This is a genomic window from Achromobacter sp. T5-5, from assembly GCF_055397965.1.
The window spans coordinates 5979621-6004450 of sequence record NZ_AP027919.1 but is presented as its reverse complement, the minus strand read 5'-3'; the positions used below and the strand labels follow the sequence as shown (position 1 = coordinate 6004450).

General features: G+C 67.0%; 23 protein-coding genes and 1 riboswitch. Of the genes, 19 read left to right on the top strand and 4 right to left on the bottom strand.

What is annotated here, in order from left to right; all coding sequences use genetic code 11:
* Nucleotides 1-107: 107 nt before the first annotated feature.
* The 9 genes from ACZ50Q_RS27170 to metF all read left to right on the top strand — a co-directional run bounded on the left by ACZ50Q_RS27170 (nucleotide 108) and on the right by metF (nucleotide 8825).
* Nucleotides 108-1088 carry a tripartite tricarboxylate transporter substrate binding protein gene (locus ACZ50Q_RS27170; RefSeq protein WP_464080063.1) on the top strand — a complete coding sequence of 327 codons (981 nt, stop codon included), beginning with the start codon at nucleotides 108-110 and terminating at the stop codon, nucleotides 1086-1088.
* Between the two features lie 92 nt (nucleotides 1089-1180).
* Complete coding sequence (gene leuC / locus ACZ50Q_RS27165) at nucleotides 1181-2602, top strand: 3-isopropylmalate dehydratase large subunit (protein WP_464080062.1); 1422 nt, start codon at nucleotides 1181-1183, stop codon at nucleotides 2600-2602.
* Entirely contained in the window at nucleotides 2599-3249 is a 651-nt protein-coding gene (gene leuD / locus ACZ50Q_RS27160; RefSeq protein ID WP_092579350.1) for a 3-isopropylmalate dehydratase small subunit, read from the top strand. The genes leuC and leuD overlap by 4 nt, the downstream gene beginning before the upstream one ends.
* A 40-nt stretch (nucleotides 3250-3289) precedes the next feature.
* Nucleotides 3290-4177 carry an alpha/beta fold hydrolase gene (locus ACZ50Q_RS27155; protein WP_464080061.1) on the top strand — a complete coding sequence of 296 codons (888 nt, stop codon included), beginning with the start codon at nucleotides 3290-3292 and terminating at the stop codon, nucleotides 4175-4177.
* A gap of 88 nt (nucleotides 4178-4265) precedes the next feature.
* Complete coding sequence (locus ACZ50Q_RS27150) at nucleotides 4266-4502, top strand: DUF1289 domain-containing protein (protein WP_076518455.1); 237 nt, start codon at nucleotides 4266-4268, stop codon at nucleotides 4500-4502.
* Between the two features lie 124 nt (nucleotides 4503-4626).
* Nucleotides 4627-5673 (top strand): glycosyltransferase family 4 protein, encoded by a 1047-nt coding sequence (locus tag ACZ50Q_RS27145; protein WP_464080060.1) that lies wholly within the window; start codon nucleotides 4627-4629, stop codon nucleotides 5671-5673.
* Nucleotides 5674-5734: 61 nt separating this feature from the next.
* Nucleotides 5735-5870: riboswitch (S-adenosyl-L-homocysteine riboswitch) on the top strand.
* 100 nt (nucleotides 5871-5970) lie between these two features.
* Nucleotides 5971-7389: an adenosylhomocysteinase gene (gene ahcY, locus ACZ50Q_RS27140; protein ID WP_092579346.1), complete on the top strand. Its 1419-nt coding sequence runs from the start codon at nucleotides 5971-5973 to the stop codon at nucleotides 7387-7389.
* 123 nt (nucleotides 7390-7512) lie between these two features.
* The gene (locus ACZ50Q_RS27135) at nucleotides 7513-7848 is read left to right on the top strand and encodes a phage holin family protein (protein WP_076521895.1); all 336 of its coding nucleotides are present in this window, start codon (nucleotides 7513-7515) and stop codon (nucleotides 7846-7848) included.
* A gap of 134 nt (nucleotides 7849-7982) precedes the next feature.
* A complete protein-coding gene (gene metF, locus ACZ50Q_RS27130) occupies nucleotides 7983-8825 on the top strand; it encodes a methylenetetrahydrofolate reductase [NAD(P)H] (RefSeq protein ID WP_464080059.1) in 843 nt (280 codons plus the stop codon).
* A gap of 93 nt (nucleotides 8826-8918) precedes the next feature.
* Here metF and ACZ50Q_RS27125 read toward each other — a convergent pair whose 3' ends face one another.
* Both ACZ50Q_RS27125 and ACZ50Q_RS27120 read right to left on the bottom strand, forming a co-directional pair.
* On the bottom strand, nucleotides 8919-9917 hold the full coding sequence (locus ACZ50Q_RS27125; protein ID WP_076518459.1) for a tripartite tricarboxylate transporter substrate-binding protein: 999 nt from the start codon (nucleotides 9915-9917) through the stop codon (nucleotides 8919-8921).
* 211 nt (nucleotides 9918-10128) lie between these two features.
* Entirely contained in the window at nucleotides 10129-11127 is a 999-nt protein-coding gene (locus ACZ50Q_RS27120) for a LacI family DNA-binding transcriptional regulator (protein WP_217646945.1), read from the bottom strand.
* Between the two features lie 265 nt (nucleotides 11128-11392).
* On the opposite strand from ACZ50Q_RS27120, the gene ACZ50Q_RS27115 reads away from it, so the two are divergent.
* The 7 genes from ACZ50Q_RS27115 (at nucleotide 11393) to ACZ50Q_RS27085 (ending at nucleotide 18654) form a co-directional block, all read left to right on the top strand.
* Nucleotides 11393-12484 carry a Gfo/Idh/MocA family protein gene (locus ACZ50Q_RS27115; protein WP_464080058.1) on the top strand — a complete coding sequence of 364 codons (1092 nt, stop codon included), beginning with the start codon at nucleotides 11393-11395 and terminating at the stop codon, nucleotides 12482-12484.
* A gap of 32 nt (nucleotides 12485-12516) precedes the next feature.
* Nucleotides 12517-13431, top strand: coding sequence for a sugar phosphate isomerase/epimerase family protein (locus tag ACZ50Q_RS27110; protein ID WP_076518462.1), 915 nt, complete (start codon nucleotides 12517-12519; stop codon nucleotides 13429-13431).
* A 131-nt stretch (nucleotides 13432-13562) separates the two neighbouring features.
* Complete coding sequence (locus ACZ50Q_RS27105; protein WP_464080057.1) at nucleotides 13563-14741, top strand: aldose 1-epimerase family protein; 1179 nt, start codon at nucleotides 13563-13565, stop codon at nucleotides 14739-14741.
* On the top strand, nucleotides 14738-15499 hold the full coding sequence (locus ACZ50Q_RS27100) for an SDR family NAD(P)-dependent oxidoreductase (protein WP_464080056.1): 762 nt from the start codon (nucleotides 14738-14740) through the stop codon (nucleotides 15497-15499). The genes ACZ50Q_RS27105 and ACZ50Q_RS27100 overlap by 4 nt, the downstream gene beginning before the upstream one ends.
* Before the next feature lie 32 nt (nucleotides 15500-15531).
* Nucleotides 15532-16728 carry a CaiB/BaiF CoA transferase family protein gene (locus tag ACZ50Q_RS27095; RefSeq protein ID WP_464080055.1) on the top strand — a complete coding sequence of 399 codons (1197 nt, stop codon included), beginning with the start codon at nucleotides 15532-15534 and terminating at the stop codon, nucleotides 16726-16728.
* Entirely contained in the window at nucleotides 16725-17873 is a 1149-nt protein-coding gene (locus ACZ50Q_RS27090) for a hypothetical protein (RefSeq protein WP_464080054.1), read from the top strand. Before ACZ50Q_RS27095 ends, ACZ50Q_RS27090 begins: the two co-directional genes overlap by 4 nt.
* Nucleotides 17874-17883: 10 nt before the next feature.
* Nucleotides 17884-18654, top strand: coding sequence for an enoyl-CoA hydratase/isomerase family protein (locus ACZ50Q_RS27085; protein ID WP_464080053.1), 771 nt, complete (start codon nucleotides 17884-17886; stop codon nucleotides 18652-18654).
* 71 nt (nucleotides 18655-18725) lie between these two features.
* Here the strand turns inward: ACZ50Q_RS27085 and ACZ50Q_RS27080 are convergent, their stop codons facing one another.
* Complete coding sequence (locus ACZ50Q_RS27080) at nucleotides 18726-20282, bottom strand: AMP-binding protein (RefSeq protein WP_464080052.1); 1557 nt, start codon at nucleotides 20280-20282, stop codon at nucleotides 18726-18728.
* Between the two features lie 288 nt (nucleotides 20283-20570).
* On the opposite strand from ACZ50Q_RS27080, the gene ACZ50Q_RS27075 reads away from it, so the two are divergent.
* A complete protein-coding gene (locus ACZ50Q_RS27075; RefSeq protein ID WP_175493148.1) occupies nucleotides 20571-21518 on the top strand; it encodes a Bug family tripartite tricarboxylate transporter substrate binding protein in 948 nt (315 codons plus the stop codon).
* A 16-nt stretch (nucleotides 21519-21534) separates the two neighbouring features.
* Here the strand turns inward: ACZ50Q_RS27075 and ACZ50Q_RS27070 are convergent, their stop codons facing one another.
* Entirely contained in the window at nucleotides 21535-22446 is a 912-nt protein-coding gene (locus tag ACZ50Q_RS27070) for a LysR family transcriptional regulator (RefSeq protein ID WP_092579324.1), read from the bottom strand.
* An 89-nt stretch (nucleotides 22447-22535) separates the two neighbouring features.
* On the opposite strand from ACZ50Q_RS27070, the gene ACZ50Q_RS27065 reads away from it, so the two are divergent.
* Nucleotides 22536-23696, top strand: coding sequence for an acyl-CoA dehydrogenase family protein (locus ACZ50Q_RS27065; protein WP_464080051.1), 1161 nt, complete (start codon nucleotides 22536-22538; stop codon nucleotides 23694-23696).
* On the top strand, nucleotides 23693-24820 hold the full coding sequence (locus tag ACZ50Q_RS27060; RefSeq protein WP_464080050.1) for a CaiB/BaiF CoA transferase family protein: 1128 nt from the start codon (nucleotides 23693-23695) through the stop codon (nucleotides 24818-24820). Before ACZ50Q_RS27065 ends, ACZ50Q_RS27060 begins: the two co-directional genes overlap by 4 nt.
* Nucleotides 24821-24830 lie beyond the last annotated feature (10 nt).

Sequence of the window (24830 nt, the reverse complement as noted above, 5' to 3'; positions counted from 1 at the left end):
TTTAATAAAGCTTTATAAATCCGAAGAATTATAAGAGCCACTACGGTCTATACACTGGGTTCACCGATACAGAGCCGCACAACGCGGCCAACCGAGGAGACCAGGAAATGAAGATAGCCAGAATGGCCGGCGCATTGTGCGCGGCCCTCGCCGCATCCTGTTGGGCCCCTTCCGCCGCAGCGGCCAACGCCTTTCCCGAACGGGCGGTGACGCTGATCGTCCCCTTCGCGCCCGGCGGCAGCGTGGACATCGCCGCGCGCCTCATCGCGGATGCCTGGGCGCGGGAACTGGGGCAGAGCGTGATCGTGGAAAACCGCGCCGGCGCTTCCGGCAACATCGGCATGACGGCCGTGGCGCGCGCCGAGCCCAACGGCTACACGCTGGGCATCAACACCATGTCGCTGGCCATCAACCCGGCGCTCTTCAAGACCATGCCCTTCGACACCGCGAAGGACCTGCGCTCGGTGGGCACGGTGGGCACGTCCCAGCACGTGCTGACGGTCACCAACTCGCTGCCCGTGGCCTCGGTGAGCGAGCTCCTGGCCTATGTGCGCGCCCGTCCCGCCAATGACCTGAGTTTCGGCTCGGCCGGCACCGGCAGCACCTTCCACATGGCCGCGGAGCTGTTCAAGTCCGTGTCCAAGACGCAGATCATGCACGTGCCCTACAAGGGCGGCGGCCCGGCCATGCTGGACACCATCAGCGGTCAGGTGCAGATGAGCTTTCCGGTGCTGTCCGCGGCCAAACCGCAAGTCGATGGCAAGAAGCTGCGCGCGCTGGGCGTAACGGGCACGACGCGTTCGCCGCTGCTGCCGGACGTGCCCACCATCGCCGAATCCGGCCTGCCGGGCTACGAATTCAACACCTGGTTCGTCGTCAGCGCGCCCGCCGGCACGCCGCAGGCGGTGATCGACACCTTGAACGCGAAGCTGACGCAGGCCCTGCAATCGGCCGCGCTCACGCAACGCATGCAGAAAGAGGGATATGAACCCCTCATCTCCACGCCTGCCAAGACGGACGCCATGGTCGCCGCCGAGATGGCGCGCTGGGCCGGCATCGTGAAGGATGCGGGAATCCAGGCGAACTGAGCGGCTGCCATCCGCCCATCGACGCCCATGCATTACCCGGAAACCGCCCGCGCGCGCCGCGGGCGGCGCCCACACACCAAGGAAGCACAGACATGCCCGGCATGACGCTATACGACAAACTGGTGGCCAGCCATGAGGTGGCCCGGATCGACGCCGAGCATGTGCTGCTCTACGTCGACCTGCACATCATGAACGAATACACCAGCCCGCAGGCCTTCAGCGGCCTGGCCGCGCGCGGCCGCGACGTCTTGCGCCCCGGTCAGCAGATGGCGGTGGTGGACCACATCATCCCCACGCATCCGGTCCCGGCGGCGTTGCGCGTGATTGCCGACGATGCGTCATCGCGGCAGGCCCTGAACCTGAAGCGCAATTGCGACGCGCAGCGCATCGCGCTTTTCGACACCACCGACCCGCTGCAGGGCATCGAGCACGTCATCGCGCCGGAACACGGCATGATCTTGCCGGGCATGGTGGTGCTGTGCGGCGACAGCCACACCACCACCTATGGCGCGCTGGGGGCGCTGGGCTTTGGCATCGGAACGAGCGAGGTCGAGCACATCCTGGCCACGCAGACGCTGGTGTACCGCGTGGCGCGCAACATGCGGATCCGCATCGACGGAGCGCTGCCCGCCCATGTGTCGGCCAAGGACCTGGTCATCTACGTCGTGCATCGCATCGGCGCGCAGGGCGCGCGCGGGCATGCGGTGGAGTTCTGCGGCGAGGCGGTGGCCGCGCTGTCCGCCGAGGCCCGCATGACCTTGTGCAACATGACTGTCGAGGCCGGCGCGCGCGCGGCGCTGATCGCCCCGGACGCCGTCACCGACGCCTATGTGGTGGCGCACGCGCCGCAACTGCGCGGCGACGCGCTGGAAGACGCCCGCGCCTGGTGGGCCACGCTGCGCACCGACGATGACGCGCGTTTCGACGTCGAGCACGTCTTTGACGCGGGCCGGATCGCGCCCTTCGTGACCTGGGGCACCAGTCCGGACCAGGCCATGCCGATCGACGGCGCGGTGCCCGATCCGCGCGACGAACCCGACGCGCTGGCCCGGCTGGCGCTGGAAAAGGCCATGGACTACATCGGCCTGGCCGCGGGCGCGCCGATTGCCGGGCTGCCCATCGATCGCGTGTTCATCGGTTCCTGTACCAACGGCCGCATCGAGGATCTGCGCGTGGTGGCGGCGCTGGCGCGCGGCAGGAAGGTCGCGCCCGGCGTGCGGGCCATGGTCGTGCCGGGTTCCGGCGCGGTGCGCGCGCAGGCCGAAGCCGAGGGGCTGGCCGCGCAGCTCATCGAGGCGGGATTCGAATGGCGCCAGCCCGGCTGTTCGATGTGCCTGGCCATGAACGACGACGTGCTGCGCCCGGGCGAGCGCTGCGCGTCCACGACCAACCGGAATTTCGAGGGACGCCAGGGGCGGGCGGGGCGCACGCACCTGATGAGCCCGGCCATGGCCGCGGCCGCCGCGCTGGCGGGCCGCATCGTCGACGTGCGCGCATGGGGAGACGCCAAATGACTGCAATGATCGAAGGCGTCGCCGCGCCGCTGCCTTATTCCAACCTGGACACCGACCAGATCATGCCCAAGCAGTTCCTGCGCATCATCGACAAGGCGGGCCTGGACCAGGGCCTGCTGTACGACCTGCGCTTTGACGAGCATGGCGCGCCCCGGCCCGACTGCGTGCTGAACCAGCCCGCTTACGCGGGCGCTTCCATCCTGGTGGCCGGTCCCAACTTCGGCTGCGGCTCCAGCCGCGAACATGCCGTGTGGGGCCTGCAGCAGTTCGGCATCCGCGCCGTGATCGCCTCCAGCTTCGGGGAGATCTTCTACTTCAATGCGCTCAACAACGGCCTCTTGCTGGTCACCCTGCCGCCCGAGGCGGTCGACGCCTTGCTCGCGCGGGTGTCCAATACGGCGGTGGCGCAGGGCAACCGGGTCGGCATCGACGTGATGGCGGGCCAGGTGCGCGCCGCGGATGGTTGGTGTGCGGGCTTTGACCTGCCCGACCGGCATCGCCGCATGTTCGCCCAGGGACAGGACATGGTGGGCGCGACGCTGCAGCACCTGTCCGACGTGGAGCGTTTCGAGGCCCGGCATTGGGCGCGCTTTCCGTGGATGAAGGACGTGGCGCGCCAGGTGCGCGACCGGCTGGACGCCGCCTGATCCCGGCAGTGCGGCGCGACGACTTCAGGAGACCATGCAGATGACCGACTTTTTCGACCTGCCCGTGCGCCGCTTCCAGGCCAACGGCATGGACATCGCCGCCCGCATCGACGGCGCGGGGCCGCCCCTGCTGCTGATCCACGGGCATCCGCAGACCCACGCCATCTGGCATCGGGTGTGGCCGGAACTGACGCGGCATCGCACCTGCGTGGCCGCCGACCTGCGCGGTTATGGAGACAGTGGCAAGCCCGCCGCCAGCGCCGATCACTCGGCGCATTCCAAGCGCACGATGGCCGCGGACATGGTGGACCTGATGCGCGGGCTGGGATATGCGCGCTTCGAGGTGCTGGCGCATGACCGGGGCGCCCGGGTGGCGCATCGCCTGGCGCTGGATCATCCCGCCGCCGTGAGCCGCATGATGCTGCTGGACATCGCGCCCACGCTGGACATGTACGAGGGCACGACGCGCGCCTTCGCGCAGGCCTATTTCCATTGGTTCTGGCTGATCCAGCCCGCGCCGGTGCCCGAGACCATGATCGAGCACGACCCGGTTTTCTACCTGCGGTCGGTGATGGGCGGACGCCCCGGCGGGCTGGCGCATTTCTCCGCCGAGGCCATGGCCGAATACGAGCGCGCAGCGCGCCAGCCCGGCTGGGCCACCGGCCTTTGCGAGGACTATCGCGCCTCCGCCACGATCGACCTGGAGCACGACCGGTCGGGACGCGCCGCGGGCGAACGCCTGCGCATGCCGGTGCGCGTGCTGTGGGGCGAACGCGGGGCCGTGGGCCGCAACTTCGACGTGCTGGCGTTGTGGCGCGCGGTGACCGACGAGGTGACGGGCGGTCCGCTGCCCGGGGCGCACTATCTGGCGGAGGAAACGCCTGACGCGCTGCTGGCCGACGCAGGAACGTTCTTCGGCTGGCGCTGAGGGCGGCGGCCGGTGACAGGGGGCCAAGCCTGGGCTGGCGCCAGGGATATGCAAAAAGGGACGCAACCCCGGTGTTAACCTTCGGCCCATGAATCGTTACTTCGCCGACCTTTCCGAATTGCCCGATGCCGAGGACGCGCAACGCGCCTTCAAGGCCTCGGATTCCCCCTGCGTGGCCGTGTGCTCCACGCTGTTCGACGACATCTGCCGCGGCTGCGGCCGCACGGCCATGGAAGTCGCCAACTGGGTGTTCATGACGGAAGCGGAAAAGCGCGAGGTCTGGATCCGCATCAAGGCGCAGGGGTACCCGCGGCGCAACAACTGAACGCCCGGCATCGCGCATTTCCCGCCGCGCGGAAAGCGGACCCCGTCCCCGTCTTGGTCGTGTCACATGGCGCAGGCTGAATAGCGCCATCGCCCACTTCCGGGTCCACCTTCCGGGCTCCCTCATGCGCATCGTTCTGGTCACGGATGCCTGGCATCCGCAAGTCAACGGCGTCGTCCGCACCTGGACGACCATGCAGCAGATCCTCGGCGAATGGGGCCACGAGCTGATCGTGGTCAGCCCCCAGGGCAGCCGGACCATTCCCGCGCCCTCCGAGCCCGACCTGCGGCTGTGCCTGCAACCCGGCCGCCAGCTGCGCCGCATCCTGGGCGACACCATTCCCGATGCGCTGCACATCGCGACGGAAGGCCCCTTGGGCCTGGCCGCGCGCCGGATGGCGCTGCGGCGGGGCTGGCGCTTCACCACGTCCTTCCACACCATGTTCCCGGACTACCTGCAGGCGCGCATGGGCATTCCCGCCGCGCTGCCGTGGCGCTACCTGCGCTGGTTCCACCGGCCCTCGCAGTGCGTGCTGGTGCCCACGCCCACGGTCCGCGACGTCCTGGTGCAGCGCGGGCTGCAGAACCTGCGCGTCTGGTCGCGCGGGGTCGATCCTCGCAAGTTCCAGCCCGGTCCCGGCCTGGCGTTCCAGGACCTGCCGCGGCCCGTCTGGCTGAGCGTGGGCCGCGTGGCCAAGGAAAAGAACCTGGACGCCTTCCTGTCCCTGGACCTGCCGGGCAGCAAGGTGGTGGTGGGCGCGGGGCCCGACGAGGCCCGCCTGAAAAAGCGCTTCCCGGACGCGGTGTTCCTGGGCATGCAGCAGGACGGCGCTTTGCCCGGCTTTTATGCGGCGGCCGACGTGTTCGTGTTTCCCAGCCTGACCGACACCTTCGGCCTGGTCATGCTGGAGGCCATGGCCTGCGGCACGCCCGTGGCGGCCTTTCGCAGCGAGGCGCCGCTGGCGGTGGTCGAGGAGGGCGTGACGGGGTTCCTGGACAACGACCTGGGACGCGCCTGCCGGGCGGCGCTGGCGCTGGACCGCGACGCCGTGCGCGCCCGGGCGCTGACGCGCAGCTGGGACTCGGTGGCGGCTGACCTGCTGGATTCACTGGTGCCGCTGACCCAGGGCGACCCGCAAGGCGCGGCGCGCGTTTGGGCTCCCACCCCCTGATACCGTCGGAAGCCCTGTTTTCGCTACCCCCGGCGCACGCCAACCTTGTACAATGCCCGGCAATCCTGAGGAGCGTTGCGACGACCCTGCGGTCCCCCCATGTGGCTACCCCATGCGGACCCCGGCTCGCCAGGCTCAGGAATCCTTGTTCAAGCGCCGCGCCCCGCGCGTCGCTACAGCAACGGCGCTCACCTTTGTCGCGTATGGCGGGAAAGGCGAGCACTCGACTGTCGTGGTGTATTCGCGTTGTCCGGCCATATCGTGCGCCGTTCGATATTCACGTGGAGCCTACACACCATGAACGCTGTGACCGATAAATCTTTTTCCGACTACCTCGTCGCCGACATGTCGCTGGCCGGCTGGGGCCGCCGCGAGCTCGCCATCGCCGAAACCGAAATGCCCGGCCTGATGGCCATCCGCGAGGAATTCGCCGCGTCGCAGCCGCTCAAGGGCGCGCGCATCGCCGGCAGCCTGCACATGACCATCCAGACCGGCGTGCTGATCGAGACGCTGGTGGCCCTGGGCGCCGAAGTGCGCTGGGCCTCGTGCAACATCTTCTCCACGCAGGACCACGCCGCCGCCGCCATCGCCGCGTCCGGCACGCCGGTCTTCGCCGTCAAGGGTGAAACCCTGGCAGAGTACTGGCAGTACACCCACAAGATCTTCGAATGGCCCAATGGCCAGAACGCCAACATGATCCTCGACGACGGCGGCGACGCCACGTTGATGCTGCACCTGGGCACCAAGGCCGAAAAGGACATCTCGGTCCTGGCCAACCCGGGCAGCGAAGAAGAGCGCGTCCTGTTCGCCGCCATCAAGGAAACCCTCAAGCGCGATCCCAAGTGGTACTCGACCCGCCTGGCGCTGATCAAGGGCGTGACCGAAGAAACCACGACCGGCGTGCATCGCCTCTACCAGATGTCGCAGAAGGGCGAGCTGGCGTTTGCCGCCATCAACGTCAACGACTCGGTCACCAAGTCCAAGTTCGACAACCTGTACGGCTGCCGCGAATCGCTGGTGGACGGCATCAAGCGCGCCACCGACGTGATGGTCGCCGGCAAGATCGCCGTCGTGGCCGGCTACGGCGACGTGGGCAAGGGCTGCGCCCAGGCGCTGGTCGCGCTGCGCGCCCAGGTGTGGGTCACCGAAATCGATCCGATCTGCGCGCTGCAGGCCGCCATGGAAGGCTTCAAGGTCGTGACCATGGAAGAAGCCGCCGCCCACGGCGACATCTTCGTCACCGCCACCGGCAACTACCATGTGATCACCCGCGAGCACATGAACGCCATGAAGGACCAGGCCATCGTCTGCAACATCGGCCACTTCGACAACGAAATCGACGTCGCCAGCCTGGCCGATTGCCAGTGGGAAGAGATCAAGCCGCAGGTCGACCACGTCATTTTCCCGGACGGCAAGCGCATCATCCTGCTGGCCCAGGGCCGTCTCGTGAACCTGGGTTGCGCCACCGGCCACCCCTCGTTCGTGATGTCGTCCTCGTTCGCCAACCAGACGATCGCCCAGATCGAACTGTTCACGCGCAACGACGCCTACCAGTCCGGCCAGGTCTACGTGCTGCCCAAGCACCTGGACGAGAAGGTCGCGCGCCTGCACCTGAAGAAGCTGGGCGTGAAGCTCACGACCCTGCGCCAGGATCAGGCCGACTACATCAGCGTGCCGGTCGAAGGCCCCTACAAGCCCAACCACTACCGCTATTGATCGATGTAGCACAATAGGGAAATGCCGCGCCATGTCGGCGCGGGTTTTCCGGTCCGCGGGGCACGCCCGTCCTTGCCTGTTGGCGACGGGTCCGCGGAGCGTCAATACAGGAGTTCGAACATGGTGACACTGATACTCGTCTGGATCCTGAACGCAGTGGCCCTGCTGGCCGTTGCCTACCTGCTGCCGGGCATCACGGTGGCCAGCTTCGGGTCGGCGCTCATCGCCGCGCTGGTGCTGGGGCTGGTGAACATGCTGGTCAAGCCGGTCCTGGTGCTGCTGACGCTGCCCATCACGATTGTCACCCTGGGTCTGTTCCTCATCGTCATCAATGCCTTGTTGTTCTGGTTCGTGGGCTCCGTGCTCAAGGGCTTCCAGGTCAACGGGTTCTGGTGGGCCGTGGGCGGCGCAGTCCTGTACAGCATCATCTCCGGCCTTCTGACCAAACTCATCCCCTGATGGGACCCACCCCCGAAGCGCTTCGCGCTTCCCCCTCAAGGGGGCGTGCCTGCGGACCGGCAAAGCCGGCTCCGCGGCACCCCGAGGGGTGAGACGCCTGTTGCTTGCGGCGCGTAGCGTCATCGATTACTGATATGTCCGAATCCAACTCTCCTGCTTTCAGCCTGGAATTCTTCCCCCCGCGCGACCTGGCCGGTCAAGAGCGGCTGGTGCGCGCGGCCAAGCAGATGCTGGCCATCCAGCCCAAGTACGTCAGCGTGACGTTCGGCGCGGGCGGTTCCACGCGCGCCGGCACGGCGGACGCCGTGCGCACGCTGCGCAACCTGGGCTGCGACGCGGCGCCGCACCTGTCGTGCGTGGGCGCGTCGCGCCAGGATCTGCGCGACATCCTCCAGGCCTACAAGAACGATGGCGTGCGGCGCGTCGTGGCCCTGCGCGGCGACCTGCCCTCGGGCATGGGCGGCGACGCCGGCGAACTGCGTTACGCCAAGGAACTGGTGTCGTTCATCCGCGAGGAGACCGGCGACTGGTTCCACATCGAAGTCGCCGCCTATCCCGAAATGCATCCCCAGGCCGCCAATCCTTCGGCCGACCTGGACCATTTCGTGGCCAAGGTGAAGGCGGGCGCCGACGCCGCCATCACGCAGTATTTCTTCAACGCCGACGCCTATTTCGACTTCGTCGACCGGGCGCGGGCCAAGGGCGTGGACGTGCCGATCGTGCCGGGCATCATGCCCATCACGAACCACACGCAACTGCTGCGCTTCTCGGAAATGTGCGGCGCGGAAGTGCCGCGCTGGATCCGCCTGCGCCTGGCCGAATTCGGCGACGACAAGGCGTCCATCCGCGCGTTCGGCGTGGACGTCGTGACCGAGCTGTGCCAGACGCTGCTGGACAACGGCGCGCCGGGCCTGCACTTCTACACCCTGAACCACGCCGAGGCGCCGCTGGCGATCTGGAAGGAACTGACGGTGTAAAGGGCGGCGGCGTTGGGCGCCGCGCACCGCATACCGCAAGCAGAAATGGCAAGGCCGGCGACGTCGCCGGCCTTGTTTTTTTGCGCGTGAAACTCAGTCGGCGTACACGCCCGCCTTGCGGATGACGCCGCCCCATTTGTCGACTTCGGATTGGAGCCACGTCTGCAGGCCCTGCGGCGTCTGCTTGGACTCGGGCACGATCTCGGCGCCCAGCTCGGCCATCTTCTGCGTGAAGGCCGGGTCCTTGAGCGCCGCGCGCAGCGCGGCATTGAACTTGTCGATGGCCTCGGGGGGCGTGCCCTTGGGCGCATAGACGCCGTGCCACACCTTGACCTCGAAGTCCTTCAGGCCGCCTTCCCGCAGCGTGGGCACGTCGGGCAGGGCCTTGATGCGTTCCTGCGTGGTGACGCCATAGAGCTTGACGCGCTCGGCCTTGATCTGGGGGATGGTCTGCGTGGTCTGGTCGCACAGCACGTCCACCTGTCCGCCCAGCAGCGCGGTCATGGCGGGGGCGGTGCCGGCGTAGGGCACGGTCGTGAACTGCACCCCCAGCGACTCCTGCAGCAGCATGCCGCAAAGCTGGGACACGGCGCCCAGGCCGGCGTTGGCCAGGTTGATCTTGTTGCCGTTGTCCTTGGCGTACTTGATGAAGGCCGCCATGCCGTCGGCCGGCAGGTCCTTGCGGCCCAGCAGGGTCATGGGCACGTCCGCGACCTGGCCGACATAGGCAAAATCGGTCAGCGGGTTGAACGGCAGCTTGCGGTACAGCGCGGGGGCGGTCGCCATGCCGTTGTGGTGGATCAGGAAGGTGTAGCCGTCCGGCGCGGCGCGCGCCACGTGTTGCGAGGCCAGCGTGCCGCCCGCGCCGGTGCGGTTTTCGATGACGATGCTCTGGCCCAGCGTCTTGGCCATGGACGCGCCCAGGCTGCGGGCCACGACGTCGGTCGGACCGCCTGCCGCAAACGGCACCACCAGGGAAATCGGATGATTCGGGTAGGCCCCTTGCGCGCTGGCGTTGCCAACCGCCAGGCAGGACAGGGCCAGCATGGGCCAGGCTGCGCGCTTGAACGCGCGCGCGTATCGGTGGGACATGTCTCGCTCCTTGTTGTCTTTTCGGCCCGCGATGCCGCGCAGGGCGGGCAGGCATCAGCAGTGTGGCGCGAGACGGGCGAGGAGGGGAATTCGCGGTTTCGCAAGCCGGGCTTCGGCGCGCGAAAATGCGGGTTTACGCGGACTTGCCAACAGAAGCGCTACAAATCGTGCATGTAGGGCCCGGGATGGGTCCTTGCCCGGTCCTCGGCCATCACGGCTCCGGAATGTTTTCCCGGAAGATCACCTGCAGCCGTGGCAGGTAGCTGGGTTCGGGCGCGCCCTTCACGGCGGCCACCAGCAGTTTGACGATCTCGCGCGCCTCGACGCGCGGGTTCTGGTCGATCACGGCGTCCATGGTGCGATCGAGCAACAGGCGGCGCGTGGCTTCGGTGAGGTCGTGGCCCACGAAGACAATGCGTGGGGCGAAGGCGCCCTGGCTTGAGCGCGCCTCGGCCGGCCGCGCCTCTTTCAGCGCCCGAGCGATGCCCTGATTGCCGGCCCCGATGTTGTAGATCGCGTGCGGCGGGTCTTTGCGCAGCAGATCCTGCGTGACGGCAAAGGCGCGGTCGCGGTCGTCGCCGATCTCCAGAATGTGGGCGATGCGCAGGTGCGGAAACTCTTCGCTCAACAGCGAGCGAAAACCCATCTCCCGCTCTTCGTGGCCGCGATAGGCCAATGACCCCACAAACACCGCGACCTTGCGTTCGGTGTGCTGCGGCAGAAACCGGCCCAGCAACAGCGCGGCCAGGCGGCCCGCGGCGCGGTTGTCGATGCCCACGTACCCCAGGCGCGCCGAGATCGGAATGTCCGACACCAGGGTGCTCACATGCACGCCGCTGTCGCGCAGCGCCATGATGGCGTCGCGCACTTGGGGATGGTCCAGCCCGACCAGGCCAACGGCCTGCGTCTGCTCGCGCAGCTCGTAGAGCTTTTTCGCGAGCTTATTGGCGTCGAATCCCTCGATCAGATGCAGGCGGGCCTGCACGTCGGGGCGGGCGGCGGCTTCTTCGAGCAGGTGCCGGCCCAACGCGGTCATGAAGCTGTTGGTGCCGGCGGGCAAAACGAAATCGACCCGCACGTCCTGCCGGGCGGCATCGGCGCCCTGGACGAAGTAGCCCAGGCGGTTGGCAATCGCCAGCACGCGGTCGCGCGTCTTGCCGCGCACGCCGTCGCGGTCGTTCAGCACCCGGTCCACGGTGGCGGTGGACATGCCGGCTTCTCGGGCAATGAGGGAAATGGTGGGGCGCATGCGGGAACAGGCTCTCAAGACACCATCAGGGCGATGGCAGCGCGGCCATCATAAACCATCATTTGCAATCATTCAGGATCAAAAAGGTAACGCCGCCGTCCTATGACCGCCAATCGCCTTTACCCCTGATTGTTTTGATGTGATTATCGCGGCTCAATTACATCAAACACCGCACGGCAGGATGCCAGGCAGTCGACAGTGCATACCGAGCCGGCAGGAGGAGCACATGTCGCACCCTACCCTGGTGCCCGACCCACCCGTCCGGGAACGGCGCTTTCGCATCGGCTGCATCGGCGCTGGCATGATCGTGGCCGAGTGCCATCTGGCGGCTTACCAGCAGGCCGGCTTCACGGTGGCGGCGATTGCGTCGCGCACCCGCGGCAAGGCGGCCCAGGTCGCCGAACGCTACGGCATCCCGCGTGTGCATGAGGATCCTCTGGCCCTGATCGCCGATCCGCAGATCGAGATCGTGGACATCGCGTATCCGCCCGACCTGCAGCCCGCGCTGATCCGCGCCGCATTGGCCGCCCCGCACGTGCGCGGCGTGCTGGCGCAGAAGCCCCTGGCCCTCTCGCTGGATGAAGCCCGCGCCTTGCGCGACGAGGCGCGGGCCGCCGGCAAGATCCTGTCGGTCAACCAGAACATGCGCTACGACCAATCGATGCGCGCGCTCAAGCAGTTGCTCGACCAGGGCGTGCTGGGCACGCCGGTGTTCGCGCAGATCGACATGCACGCGATCCCGCACTGGCAGGACTTCTTGCGCGGCTATGACCGGCTGACGCTCTCGAACATGAGCGTGCATCACCTCGATGTCCTGCGCTATCTGTTTGGCGAGCCGACCGAGATCACCAGCATCACCCGCCCGGATCCGCGCACCGAGTTCGCGCATCAGGATGGGCTGGTGACGACCACGCTGCGCTTTGGCAACGGCCTGCTCGCGCTGTCGCTCGAAGATGTGTGGTCGGGCCCGCGGGCCGAGGGATACCCCGATGACCAGCACATCCGCTGGCGCGTGGAAGGCACCGAGGGCGTCGCGCGCGGCACCATCGGCTGGCCCACCGGCGAGCCGTCGACCCTGAGCTACGCCTCGCGCGCGGCCCAGGGCCATACCGACGGGCGCTGGGTGACGCCCACGTGGGACACGATGTGGTTTCCGCATGCCTTCATCGGCGTGATGGAGCAGTTGCAGTACGCGCTGGCCAGCGGCACCGAGCCTGCGTTGAGCGTGACCGACAACGTACGCACGATGGCGCTGGTCGAGGCCGCGTATACGTCCATCGCCGAAGGCCGCACGGTACGGCTGCCGGCAGTCGAATAACCAGATCGATAAAACAGACGGAGACAACCATCATGATCCAGACCGGAATCTTCTCGGGCTACTTTCCCTATGAGCTGGAGCGCACCGCCAAGGTGATCCGCTCGCACGGCTTTAACACCGTGCAGCTGGACCTGCATTTCAAGGACATGGAGCTCGGCCCCGGGCAGCTGACCGCGCAGAAATGCACGCAGATCCGCGACACCTTCCGCAACTACGACCTGCCGGTCTCCTGCATCTCGGCCTATACCAATATCGTTCATCCCGACCCCGCCGAGCGCCAACGCCGCAACGGCTATCTCAAAGAGATCCTCACGCACGCGCGCCAGTTGGGTTCGCCCTACGTGATCTCGGAAACCGGCACGTTCGCCACCGACAGCGACTGGGTGCATCACCCCAGGAACAAGACCGAGGAAGGCTGGGACCAGTGCCGCGCGGTGATCGCCGAGCTGTCGCAACATGCCTATGACCATGGCGCGGTATTCCTGCTTGAGACTTACGTGAACAACGTGGTGGGATCGGTCGAGGAAACGCTGCGCATGTTCGCCGAAGTGGATCATCCCGGCCTGGGCCTCCTGATGGATCCGACGAACTACTTCGAAGCGCACAACATCGACCAGATGGACCGCACGCTCAACCAGGTGTTCGACGCGCTCTCCGACAAGATCTGCATCGCGCATGCCAAGGACGTGAAGCGGTCGGGCGATGACAAGTCCGAAAAGCACAGCGACATCGGTGACGAGGGCGCGGCCGAAAGCCATACCTTCCGCGGGGTGGGCGAGATCGAGTTGCCGGCGCCGGGCCTGGGCGCGCTCAATTACGACCTGTATTTGCAGCGCCTGGCAAAGAAGCACCCCAACATTCCCATCATCATCGAGCACCTGACCGAAGACGACGTGCCGCGCGCCAAGCGGTTCCTTGACGAGCGGCTGCGCGCGAACGGTCTGTAGGCCGGCGCCGCACGCGATTGCACGCGCACCGCGAAGCCGTCATCGAACACGGCCCGCGGCGCGCCTCTCGAACACGATTCTGAACACCGACACCGGCAGATGCGCGCCCGCGCATCCGCCAGGGAGAACTCATGCCTGACATTTACGGGACCTGGATGACGCGCCGCGACGTAGAGGCGCGCACCGGACAGCTTGCGCAGTTTGCCGGCGTACGCCTGATGACGCTGGACGACGGGCTGGAGCGCGGTATCCGCATGCTGGAGTTCCGCAGCGGCACGGGCCTGCGTTTCACGGTGCTGGTGGATCGCGCGATGGACATCGCCGACTGCGAATACCGCGGCTACGCCATGGGATGGCAATCGCCCTCGGGCTTTCGCCATCCCGGACTGCATGACTACGAAGGCGAAGGCGGACTGGGCTGGATGCGCTCGTTTTCTGGCCTCATGATCACCTGCGGGCTGGACCACATCCTGTTCATGTACGACGCGCCGGCCGACAACTATGTGTACGGCCCGCGCAAGACGGCAAAGCAGTCCATCCATGGCCGCGTCGGCACCATTCCCGCGCGGCTCACAGGCTACGGCGAACGCTGGGATGGCGATCGCTGCGTGCTGTGGGCCGAAGGCGTGGTGAGCCAGGGCACCGTGTTCGGCGAGCATCTCGAGCTGCACCGCCGCATCGAGATCGAGGTGGGCAGCAACGACATCAAGCTGTCGGATCGCGTCGTGAATCGGGGCTTTTACCGCACGCCGCATATGCTCTGCTATCACATCAACCTGGGCTATCCGGTGCTGGACGCAGGCTCGCGCTATCTGGCGCCGATCCGCGATGTGGTGTGGGCTGCGCACGAGCAGGACTACCGCAAGCAGGGCGTGGGCTACCGCCGCATGCCGGCGCCGCAGCTGGGCTTTCATGAGCAGGTGTGGCAGCACGAGATGGCGGCCGCGGCCGACGGCAGCGTGCCGGTCGCCCTGGTGAACGATGCGCTGGGTCTGGGCATGCAGGTCAGCACCTACAAGCATCAATTCCCCTGCCAGTACCAGTGGCAGAACCTGCAATCGGGCCAGTATGCGATGGGCATCGAGCCCTCCACCAACCACGTGCTGGGCCAGGGCGCGGCGCGCGAGCGCAACGAGCTCATCTGGCTCGAGCACGGCGACGAGCGCCGCTACGACACCACGTTCAGCGTGCTGGGCTCGGCCGGCGACATCGCGGCCTGCGAAGCGCGCATCCGCGCGATCGCGGAGCAGCCAGAGACCGACTATCCGCCGTTGTCGGGGCGCTTTTCGCCCATCGCGGGGCGCTCATGAGCGCGCGCTTTTCATTACAAGGCCGCCGCGTGCTGTACACGGGCGCGGCGGGCGGATTTGGCGTGGACACCACGCTTGCGCTGCTGGATGCGGGCGCAAGCGTGATCGCGCTCGACAACCATGCCGGGCATATCGACCGCCTGCGCAGCACCGTGCCGGCGCAGTTTGCCGGCCAGCTTCAGATTCTGCAGGCCGACCTCGCCGACGCCGGCGCGCTGCAATCGCACCTTGAGCGGCTGACCGCCGAGGGCGCGATCGACGTGGTCATCAACAACGCGGCGATCTATCCCTCGCGCCCGTTCGAGGAATACAGCGATGCCGAGCTGGCGCGCGTGCACCGCGTCAACGTGGAGGCGGCCGTGCAGATCGTGCGCGCGGCGCTGCCGGGCATGCGCGAACAGCAATGGGGCCGCGTGATCAACATCTCGTCGATCACGCTGTCGGGCGGTTGGGAAAACCTGCTGCCCTACGTGCAGTCCAAGGGCGCGATGGTGGGCGCCACGCGCGCCTTTGCCCGCGAGTTCGGCAAGTGGGGAATCACGGTCAACGCCATCTCGCCGGGCGCGTTCCCGACCGACGCCGAGAAGATCCATCCCGATCCCGAGGGCTACAACCGCATGGTGCTCGAACGCCAGTCGGTCAAGCGCCGCGGGCACGCCGGCGACATCGCCGCGGCCATCTTGTTCCTGGCCTCGGATGAGGCGGGTTTCATTTCCGGACAGACGCTGGCGGTGGACGGCGGCTGGGTCATGCATTGAGGCGCATCGGCGCACGATAGAGGGTAGAAGCAATGAGCATTCTTTCTGGCTACAAGGTTCTGGACTGCTCCATCGCCATGGCGGGGCCGTTCGCGGCGCAACGCCTGGGCGACCTGGGCGCCGACGTGATCAAGATCGAGCCGCCCACCGGCGAATGGCAGCGGCACGCGCCCGCCGGCGGCATCACGGGCAACAAGATCAACGTGTCCTTTCTTTCGCTGAACCGCAACAAGCGCTCGCTCGCGATCGATCTGAAGAGCGCCGGCGGCAAGGAGATCATCCAGAAGCTCGCGGCGCAGGCCGATGTGTTCATCCAGAACTACCGGCCGGGCGTCGCCGGCCGCCTGGGCGTGGACTACGAGACCCTGTCGGCCCTGAACCCGCGCCTCATCTATGTGTCCATGTCGGGCTTCGGCGAAGACGGCCCCTATGCCACCCGCCCGGGTCAGGACCTGCTGTTGCAGGCGATGTCGGGCGCGATGCTGTCGTCGGGCCGGGCCGGCGAAGCGCCCCGCGCGGCGGGCCAGTATGTGGTCGACGCCGTCACCGCGTATTGCGCCTTCGAAGGCGTGCTGGCCGCGCTGCTGCACCGCGAGCGCACCGGCGAAGGCCAGAAGGTCGAGGTCAACATGCTGGATGCGATCACCACGATCCAGATGCAGGAGCTCTCGGTGTATACCGTGGGGCACAAGCCGCAGGTGCGCAGTGCCGAGCCGCATGCCCACGTGTACATCCGTGCCCCCTATGGCACCTTCGCGACGAGCGACGGCTATCTGGCGCTGGCCATGCCCGACATGAACGTGCTGGCGCGCGTGACCGAAGAGCCGCGACTGGCCGATTACACCGGCGAGCGCGACGGTTGGGAAAAGCGCGACGAGATCTACGCGCTCGTGCGCGACACGTTGGCAAAGGCCTCGACCGCCGACTGGTTCGCCAAACTCGATGCCGCCGGCATCTGGTGCAGCCCCGTGTATGGCTACGCCGATCTGGTCGACGATCCGCAGATCGCGCACAACGGCACGTTTGTCGAATACGACCATCCAACCGAAGGCCGCATCAAGACGCCGGGCTTTCCGATCCGCTTCTCCAAGACCCCCAGCCAGGTGGTGCGCGGCGCGCCGCTCACCGGGCAGCACACCGACGAAGTGCTGCGCGATTTTGGCTTCAGCGCCGACGAGATCGCCGCGCATGCGGCCTCGGGCGCGGTGCTGCGCGGGGCCTCGGAATGAGCGAACGCACGCTGCCCTATCGCGGCCTCACCTGGGATCATCCGCGCGGCTTCAACGCCTTGCACGCGGCTGCCGCCCACACGCCGCTGGTGCACTGGGACAAGCAATCGCTCGAGGGCTTCGAGTCGGCGCCCATTGCCGAACTCTGCGCCCGCTATGACCTGGTGGTGCTGGATCACCCCCATCTGGGCGAAGCCCTGGCGCACGATTGCCTGCAGGCGCTGGACACCGTGTTCGCGCCCGACGAGCTGGCGCGGATCGCACGGGACAGTATCGGGCTGTCGTACGACAGCTATCGCATGGCCGGTCGCCAATGGGCGCTGCCGCTGGATGCGGCCACGCAGGTGATGGCCACGCGCGCGGATCGATTGGACGGTCCCGTTCCGCGCACCTGGCACGAGGTGCTGACGCTGTCGCAACAGAGCGGCTCGGTCGCGCTCAGTTGGGGCGGGCCGCACCCGCTTCTGTCGCTGCTGTCGATCGCCGCCGCCATCGCGCCCGATACCGACCTGCGGCCGCACGGCGCCTGGCACGACGAGGCGACGCTCGCCGGCGCGTGCGACGTGCTTGCCGAACTGGCGCGGCGCACGCCCGCGCAAGCCCTGGCCTACAACCCGATCGCGCTGCTTGGCCACATGAGCTCGCGCGACGACATCACGCTCTGCCCGCTGGTCTATGGTTACGTGAACTACGCCACGTCCGCGGTCGCCAAGCCGCTTACGTTCCGCGACGCGCCCCAGGCCGATGCCGGCCGGCCGGGCTCGATCCTTGGCGGCACCGGCATTGCGATATCGCGGCGCTGCACCGTGGGGCCGGAGCTGCGGGCGCATCTATTGTGGTTGCTGGCCGCCGATACCCAAAGCCGCTTCATCCCGCAGCACGAAGGCCAGCCCAGCCATCGCGGCAGCTGGGCCGATGCGGACGTGAATGCGGCAAGCGGCAACTTCTATGCCCACACGGCCCGCACGCTCGAAGCCGCCTCGATCCGGCCGCGGCACGATGGCTACATCGCCTTCCAGACCGAGGCCTCGCAGTTCCTGCGCGATGGCGTTGCCGCCCGCGCCTCCTCCCACGCATTGGCGCGCGGCCTGACCCAGCGTTTCGAGGCCAGCCTGGCCGCCGCTCCCCAGCACACCACCCCATAAGGACTTCGTCGTGAGCGCACTCGTCAATCTCAGTATCGATGGCCATGTCGCCATCATCGAACTCAATCGTCCCGAGAAGCTGAACGCGATGACGCCCGAGATGGCCGACCTGCTGATCGCGGCGGTGGAGCAATGCAATACCGACCCGCAGGTGCGCGCGGTGATCCTGACCGGCGCGGGCCCCAAGGCCTTCTGCGCCGGCTCGGACATCACCGAGCTTGACCGCTACGCCACGCCCTGGGATTTCCGCAACCGGCTCGACTACTGCGACTGCGTGCGCATGTTGAAGAAACCCACGGTGGCGGCGATCAACGGCTATACCTTCGGCGGCGGCCTGGAGATGGCATTGGCCTGCGATATCCGCATCGCCGCCGACAACGCGCGCCTGGGCGCGCCCGAAATCAAGCTGGGCTGGATCGGGGGCGGCGGCATGACGGCGCAGCTCGTCCACTCGATCGGCCCGAGCAACGCCGCGATGATGGTGATGACCGGCGACCCCATCCGCGCCGAGCAGGCGCTGGCCTGGGGCCTGGTGAGCGAGGTGGTGCCGCAGGACCAGTTGCGCGAGCGCGCGCAGGCGCTTGCCGCCACCATCGCCTCGCGCGCGCCCATCGCGGCGGAGACGGCACGCGTCAATCTGCGCGCCGCGCTGTCGATGCCGCTGGAGAAGGCCGTGGAATACGAGCGCGATCTGCAGGCGATCTGCTTTGCCACGGCCGATGCCAAAGAAGGCCGCAAGGCATTTGAAGAAAAGCGCGCGCCGAAGTTCGAGCGGCGCTGACGGGGGGAGGAGCGGCCCGCCCCGCGCCGCACCTGACGCGCGCCCGTTCGGGTCGGTTGCCGGGCTCGCGATCACCCAACCTTGCGTTCCTCATCAGCCCAGAATGCATCCCGCATCTGCTTTCTGGCGACCTTGCCGTTGGCGTTTTTCGGCAGTTCGGCCAGCAGTTCGACGCTCCGTGGTTTTTTGAAGTCGGCCAGTTGCTTGCGGCAATGCTCGATGAGGTCGGCCGGGGTGGCCGTTTCACCCGGCTTGAGGACGATCATCGCCTTGACGGATTCGCCCCACAGTTTGTCGGGCACACCGAACACGCAGGCTTCGTAAACGGCGGGGTGCTGGTAGAGCGCCTGCTCGACCTCGGTCGGGTAGATGTTGAAGCCGCCCGAGATGATCATGTCCTTCTTCCGGTCGACGATGTACATGAAGCCTTCGTCGTCGGTGCGCGCCAGGTCGCCCGTATGCAGCCAGCCGTCGCGCAGCGCCTGCGCCGACAGTTCCGGCTCTTGCCAGTAGCCGGCAAAGACGTCCGGACCGCTGACGGTAATTTCGCCGATTTCGCCGGGCGCCACTTCCTGGCCATTTTCATCGACCAGCCGGACTTCACTTTCGCCGAAGGGCCGGCCGCAGGACAAGAGGCGCTCCGGATGGCCCGCCATCGCGTCGGCGTGATCCAACGCGCTTAGCAGAACCAGGCCGCCCGTTGTCTCGCCGGCGCCGTAGCCCTGGCTGAGCTTGGGTCCCAACGCTTCCCAGGCCTCGCGGATGCGGGCGGGAGCCATGGGCGCGCCGCCATAGGAGATCTGCCGCAGCGCAGACAGATCATGGCGATGCAGGTTCGGATGCGCGATCAGCATGTTGACCATCGTGGGCACCATGAAGCTGAAGGCCGCGCGGTGGCGGGCGGCTGACGCAAGAAAGGCCTCGGGCTCGAAGCGGTCGTGCAGCAGGATCGTGCCGCCCTGAAACAGGAACGGTTGCATGAACATGCCGCTGGCGTGCGTGATCGGCCCGGCCAGCGCCAGGATTTCGCCAGGATTCGCGCGCATGCGGCCCATGACGACCTTGCGCAGCGATGCCAAGCGGTTGCCGACCGTCTGCATGGCGGCCTTCAGCTTGCCGGTTGAACCCGACGTGAAATGCAGAACCGCCAGGTCTTGCGGCTGCATGGGCACATCCGGGTTGCGGTCGGCGGCAGCCTCCAGCAGGCGTTCGTAGGACCGCCATTCGCCTGTGTCCCGGCTTCCGGTCACCACGTGATGGCGAATGGTTTCGAAGGCGTTGCGGTGCGACTCGGCCTCCTCCAGATGCGCGGGGTCTACGATAAACACGGAGGCCTGCGCGTTGTTGACCGAGTCCACCATCTCCTGCGGGGACAAGCGGGCGTTCAAGGCCACCTTGACCAGTCCCGCCTTGTACAGGGCGCATTCCAGTTCGATGATTTCGGGGCAATTCCAGGCCTGGATGGCGACGCGGTCGCCTTTGGTCAGGCCCAGCCCGAGCAGGGCATTGGCCAGTCGATTGGAACGGGTCTCCAACTGACCGAAGGTTATGGTGCGGTCGCCAAAAATGATGGCGGGACGGTCGCGCCAGTAGCGCGCATTGCGGGTGGTGTATCGGCCTTGGTTCATGACGGCTCCGTTTCGAATTTGGCTTGCCGCTATGCTGCGCGGCGCGGAGCACGGCCGCATAACCGGGACGCAAAACCTCATGCCGCTGCGTTATCGCGTCGGCGCGATTCCTGTACGTTATGAAGATCACCGGGTGTGGCATGACGCGGCGTCTGGCGCTGGGTTACCTCTATGCCAAAGGGGAGGCGACGGTCCGACCCCGACAAGAAACAGGAGACAGCAGTGGACAAACGAAATTTTCGGCTGGGAGTGAGGGTGGTTCGTCGCCTGGCAGAGGCGACACTTGCCTTGGCAGGCCTGGCCGCCATCGCGCCGGCGCAGGCCGCGGACGCGGCGGCGAAGTATCCCGAAAAGCCCATACGCCTGATCGTTCCGTTCACGGCGGGCGGGCAGTTCGACTACATCGCCCGGCTGGTGTCAGTGCCGCTGGGCAAGGAGCTGGGGCAGACCATCATTGTCGAGAACGTGGGGGGCGGAGGAGGAAATCTGGGCGGCGGCAAGGTCGCCAGCGCGGCGGCTGATGGCTACACCCTGCTTGAATATGGCGGCAACTTTGCCATCGCGAAGCATTTGTCGCCCAAGCTGACGTTCGATCCGATCGCCGACCTGGCGCCGGTGTCGGGCCTGAGCATTGCGCCCCACGTGGTCCTGGTCAACAGCGCGTTGCCGATCAAGACGTTCGCCGAACTGCAGGCGTACGCCAAGGCCCATCCGGGCAAGCTCAGCTATGGCAGCCCGGGCGTGGGCTCGTCCATGCACCTGACGTTCGAAACCATCAAGCAGCACTTCGGCCTGGATGCCATCCACGTGCCATACCGCGGCGGCAGCAACGCGTTGAACGACTTGGCAGGCGGACAGATCGACATGGGCATCGTGGCCGTCGCGCCCGCCATGCCCTTTATTTCGTCGGGGAAAATCCGCGCGCTGGCCGTCACCAGCGAACAGCGCGCGGCGTCCCTGCCTGACGTGCCGTCGATTGCCGAACTGGGCTACGCGGGCTTCGACAGCGGAAGCTGGGCGGGCATTGCCGTGCCGAAGGGCACGCCGCCCGCCGTGGTGGACCGGCTGAACGCGGCGATCCGCCGGGTCATGGCCGACCCGCAGGTCTTGCAAGCCCTGGAGTCGCAGTCGTTCAAATCCATCGCCGGGTCGCCGGCCGACATGGGCAAGCTCATCGACCAGGAGTCGGCGCGCTATGGACCGCTCATCCAGCGCCTAGGCCTGACGGCCGAATAGCGGATGCCGCCCGGCGTTATTTCACCTGCGCGCGTCGCTGCGCGTGCTGGCGCAGGATCTCCAGCAGCCGCTCGGTCAGCGGCGACTGGTAGCTGTTGCGCCGCGTCAGCACGCCGATCTGGCGATGCCAGGTCAGGTCTTCCAGCGGCACGATGGCAAGGTCATGGCCGGCGTGCGCCGACAGGGTCATTTCACTGACCAGCGTCAGCAGGTCGGTGCCGTGCAGGATGCTCAGCAGGTTCGACACGGACGCATTGGATTCGATGGTCACTTCGGGCGGGGGCGAGCCGTGCTGCTCGAATCGGGTTTCCAGCCAGCGCCGGGAGGCGGCCTGCGGGCCGGGCAGCATCCACTTGTAGGGAGCAAGGTCGGCAAAGCGGACCTTGCGGCCGCTCAGCAAGGGATGGCCCGGCCGCGCCGCGGCATACAGCCGGTCGGCAAACAGCGGCTCGCAATCGAATTCGGCCGCGGTGGCGGATTCAAACAGCGAGCTGATCGCAAAGTCCAGGTCTCCCTGGCGCAGGGCGGGGATCAAGGCGTCGTTCAGGCTGACCATGACCTGCACCTTGGCCGCCGGCCGCTGCGACAGCAATTCGATGCAGGCGGGATTGAAGAACGGCTCGGCCAGCAGCGGGGTGACCCCCGCGCGCAGTTGCCCGATGCTGCCCCGATGCAGATCACCGGCTTCCTGCATCGCGTCGTCAAGCTCGCGCCGGGCCTGCACCGACCGTTGATAGAACGCGCGTCCGGGGATGGTCAGCTCCATGCCTTTGGGCGTGCGCAGGAACAACTGCAGCTTCAGTTCGTCTTCCAGGCGGCGGATTCCCTTGGTCAGCGCGGGCTGGCTGATGCCGATGCTGTCCGCGGCGCGGCCCACGTGCCCCAGGCGGGCAACGGCCAGGAAATAGTCCAGATCTTCCAGTCTCATGATTCCGCACGGTTATCAAGATCGAAGAAAAGATAATCACGAGGATGGTTGGCGCTGTCAAGCTGGGCACTACCATGACAGGAGACATCATGCCCAACGACATACCGCTTACCCTGGCCGAGCTGCGCGAGCGGCTGCGGCAGTATCTGCAGGACGAACTGCTGCCGCTGGAGCGGTCGCTCAACCTGGGATACGAAGACACGTTCGAGCGCAGCCTGGTGCAATCCATCTGGAAACGGTGCCGGACCCTCGGACTGTATGGCCCGCAGCTACCGGTGGCGCTGGGCGGGCAGGGCTTGTCCTATCGGGATCTGTGCGTGCTGAAGGACGACGTCGCCGCTTCCGGCGCCATCCTGTTTCCGCATGTGCTGGGCGACTGGGGCGGCCCGTCGCGCATCGGCAATCTGGTGCGCCATGCGACCCCGTATCAGCTGGAACGCTACATCATGCCCGTGATCCACGCCGAGCGCGGGGCCTGCTTTGCCATGACGGAACCGCAGTCGGGTTCCGATGCGACCCGGCTGCAGACCACCGCGGTCGAGGACGGCGACGACTACATCGTCACGGGCACCAAGCACTACATCACGGCGTCGATGTTCGCGGACTTCGCCATCACGATGTGCGTCACCGACCCAGAGGCAGGGACCGACGGCATCTCGGCGATATTCATCGACCTGGACAGCCCCGGCGTGCGGCTTGTGCACGACTGCGTGCCGATGACGGGCCAATACGTGGACGCGGACATCGTGTTCGACCAGGTCCGCGTGCCGAAGAAGAACCTGATCGGAGCGCCCGGGCAGGGCTTCAAGATCGCCATGAACCGCATCAGCGTAAACCGGTTGCTGCATTGTCCGACGATGATCGGCCTGGCGCGCCAGGCCTTCAGGCTGGCGGTGGACTACGCCAAGCACCGTCAGCAATTCGGCGGCCCGATCAGCCGCTTCCAGGCCATTCAGCACATGCTGGCCGACATGGCGACTGCGCTGTACGCTTGCGAACACATGGTGCTGGCCACGGCGGCAAAGGCCGACGCGGGCGAAGACGTGCGGGACGAGGCCGCCATGTGCAAGCTGTTCGTGTCCGAACGCTGCTTCGACATTGCCGACAAGGCCATGCAGATCCACGGAAACGTGGGCGTGACGAAGAACCATCCCGTGGAGTTCATATTCCGCCGCCTGCGCCTTTACCGCATTGTCACCGGCACCAGCGAAATCCAGCGCAATACGATCGCCAAGGGAATCCTGGCATGACACGCGGCGGCGGCTATCTCAGCGGATTGACGGTGCTGGACCTGGGCCAGTTGCACCCGGGCCCGTACACGGCGATGCTGCTCGGCCAGCTTGGCGCCACCGTGATCAAGGTGGAAAAGCCGCAGGGCGACACGGCGCGCCAGCTGGGCGCGGAGACGTTTGCCAAGTACAACCGCGGCAAGCAATCCATCTGCCTGGACTTCACGCGCGAGGAAGACCGGCGCACGCTCTTGCAGTTGGCGGCGCGCAGCGACGTGCTGGTCGAAGGCTTCCGGCCCGGCGTCATGGCCAGGATGGGGTTGGACTACACCCGCCTGGCGCAAGCCAATCCACGCATCGTGATGTGTTCGATCTCGGGCTTTGGCCAGACAGGCCCCTACGCGCAGCGACCCGGCCACGATGTGAACTATCTGGCCCTGTCCGGCTATTGGGCCGTCCCATCGCAGGTGCGCGACGTGATGGGGCGCCCGCGTTTGCGCCTGTCGGACTATTGCGCGGCCATGCACGCCGCCCTGGCGATCCTGGCCGCTGTCGACGACGCGCGCGTCTCGGGCGTGGGCCAGCATCTGGACGTGTCCATCCACGATGCGCTGACCGCCTGGATGGCGCCGGCCCTGCAGGCGATGAACGGGCCCGCCGGCGCGGCCATCGAGAACCTGCCGCATGTCATGCCCGACAACGACGTGTTCGAGACGGCCGATGGACGGCATCTTGCCCTGGGCATCCTGGAAGAGGCCTTCTGGCAAAACCTCTGCGAGGCGCTCGCGGCGGACTGTCCCGAATTGACCGCCGAGACATACCGAACGCGGGCGGGACGGCTGGGCGACAAGCGGGCGCTGAACGACCGGCTGCGGGCATTGTTTGCCAGCCGCAGCCTGGATTATTGGGAAGGGGTGTTCCGCGGCCGCGACATTCCGTGGGCGCCGGTGCTTCGGCGTGACGAGGTCTTCGACGATCCGCACGTCCGGAATCGGGGCGTGGTTGCCGAAACGCCGGACGGGCTTCGCGTGGCGTTTCCGGTCAAGTTCTCCAAGCCGCTGCCGGTACCGCCGGCGGCGGTGCCTGAACTGGACGGGAACCGGGATGAGATCCTGGCCTGGGCAAGCGGACGCGGGCCGACATAGGCGGGACGCC

Excerpts from the sequence above, each read along its gene's own strand:
- ACZ50Q_RS27060 (WP_464080050.1), top strand. The coding sequence starts at position 23,693 with ATGACACGCGGCGGCGGCTATCTCAGCGGATTGACGGTGCTGGACCTG.
- ACZ50Q_RS27170 (WP_464080063.1), top strand. The coding sequence starts at position 108 with ATGAAGATAGCCAGAATGGCCGGCGCATTGTGCGCGGCCCTCGCCGCA.
- ACZ50Q_RS27095 (WP_464080055.1), top strand. The coding sequence starts at position 15,532 with ATGAGCATTCTTTCTGGCTACAAGGTTCTGGACTGCTCCATCGCCATG.
- ACZ50Q_RS27090 (WP_464080054.1), top strand. The coding sequence starts at position 16,725 with ATGAGCGAACGCACGCTGCCCTATCGCGGCCTCACCTGGGATCATCCG.
- ACZ50Q_RS27110 (WP_076518462.1), top strand. The coding sequence starts at position 12,517 with ATGATCCAGACCGGAATCTTCTCGGGCTACTTTCCCTATGAGCTGGAG.
- ACZ50Q_RS27150 (WP_076518455.1), top strand. The coding sequence starts at position 4,266 with ATGAATCGTTACTTCGCCGACCTTTCCGAATTGCCCGATGCCGAGGAC.
- ACZ50Q_RS27125 (WP_076518459.1), bottom strand. The coding sequence starts at position 9,917 with ATGTCCCACCGATACGCGCGCGCGTTCAAGCGCGCAGCCTGGCCCATG.
- ACZ50Q_RS27065 (WP_464080051.1), top strand. The coding sequence starts at position 22,536 with ATGCCCAACGACATACCGCTTACCCTGGCCGAGCTGCGCGAGCGGCTG.
- ACZ50Q_RS27080 (WP_464080052.1), bottom strand. The coding sequence starts at position 20,282 with ATGAACCAAGGCCGATACACCACCCGCAATGCGCGCTACTGGCGCGAC.
- ACZ50Q_RS27105 (WP_464080057.1), top strand. The coding sequence starts at position 13,563 with ATGCCTGACATTTACGGGACCTGGATGACGCGCCGCGACGTAGAGGCG.
- ACZ50Q_RS27115 (WP_464080058.1), top strand. The coding sequence starts at position 11,393 with ATGTCGCACCCTACCCTGGTGCCCGACCCACCCGTCCGGGAACGGCGC.
- ACZ50Q_RS27070 (WP_092579324.1), bottom strand. The coding sequence starts at position 22,446 with ATGAGACTGGAAGATCTGGACTATTTCCTGGCCGTTGCCCGCCTGGGG.
- leuD (WP_092579350.1), top strand. The coding sequence starts at position 2,599 with ATGACTGCAATGATCGAAGGCGTCGCCGCGCCGCTGCCTTATTCCAAC.
- ahcY (WP_092579346.1), top strand. The coding sequence starts at position 5,971 with ATGAACGCTGTGACCGATAAATCTTTTTCCGACTACCTCGTCGCCGAC.
- ACZ50Q_RS27120 (WP_217646945.1), bottom strand. The coding sequence starts at position 11,127 with ATGTCCACCGCCACCGTGGACCGGGTGCTGAACGACCGCGACGGCGTG.
- ACZ50Q_RS27145 (WP_464080060.1), top strand. The coding sequence starts at position 4,627 with ATGCGCATCGTTCTGGTCACGGATGCCTGGCATCCGCAAGTCAACGGC.
- metF (WP_464080059.1), top strand. The coding sequence starts at position 7,983 with ATGTCCGAATCCAACTCTCCTGCTTTCAGCCTGGAATTCTTCCCCCCG.
- ACZ50Q_RS27100 (WP_464080056.1), top strand. The coding sequence starts at position 14,738 with ATGAGCGCGCGCTTTTCATTACAAGGCCGCCGCGTGCTGTACACGGGC.
- leuC (WP_464080062.1), top strand. The coding sequence starts at position 1,181 with ATGCCCGGCATGACGCTATACGACAAACTGGTGGCCAGCCATGAGGTG.
- ACZ50Q_RS27155 (WP_464080061.1), top strand. The coding sequence starts at position 3,290 with ATGACCGACTTTTTCGACCTGCCCGTGCGCCGCTTCCAGGCCAACGGC.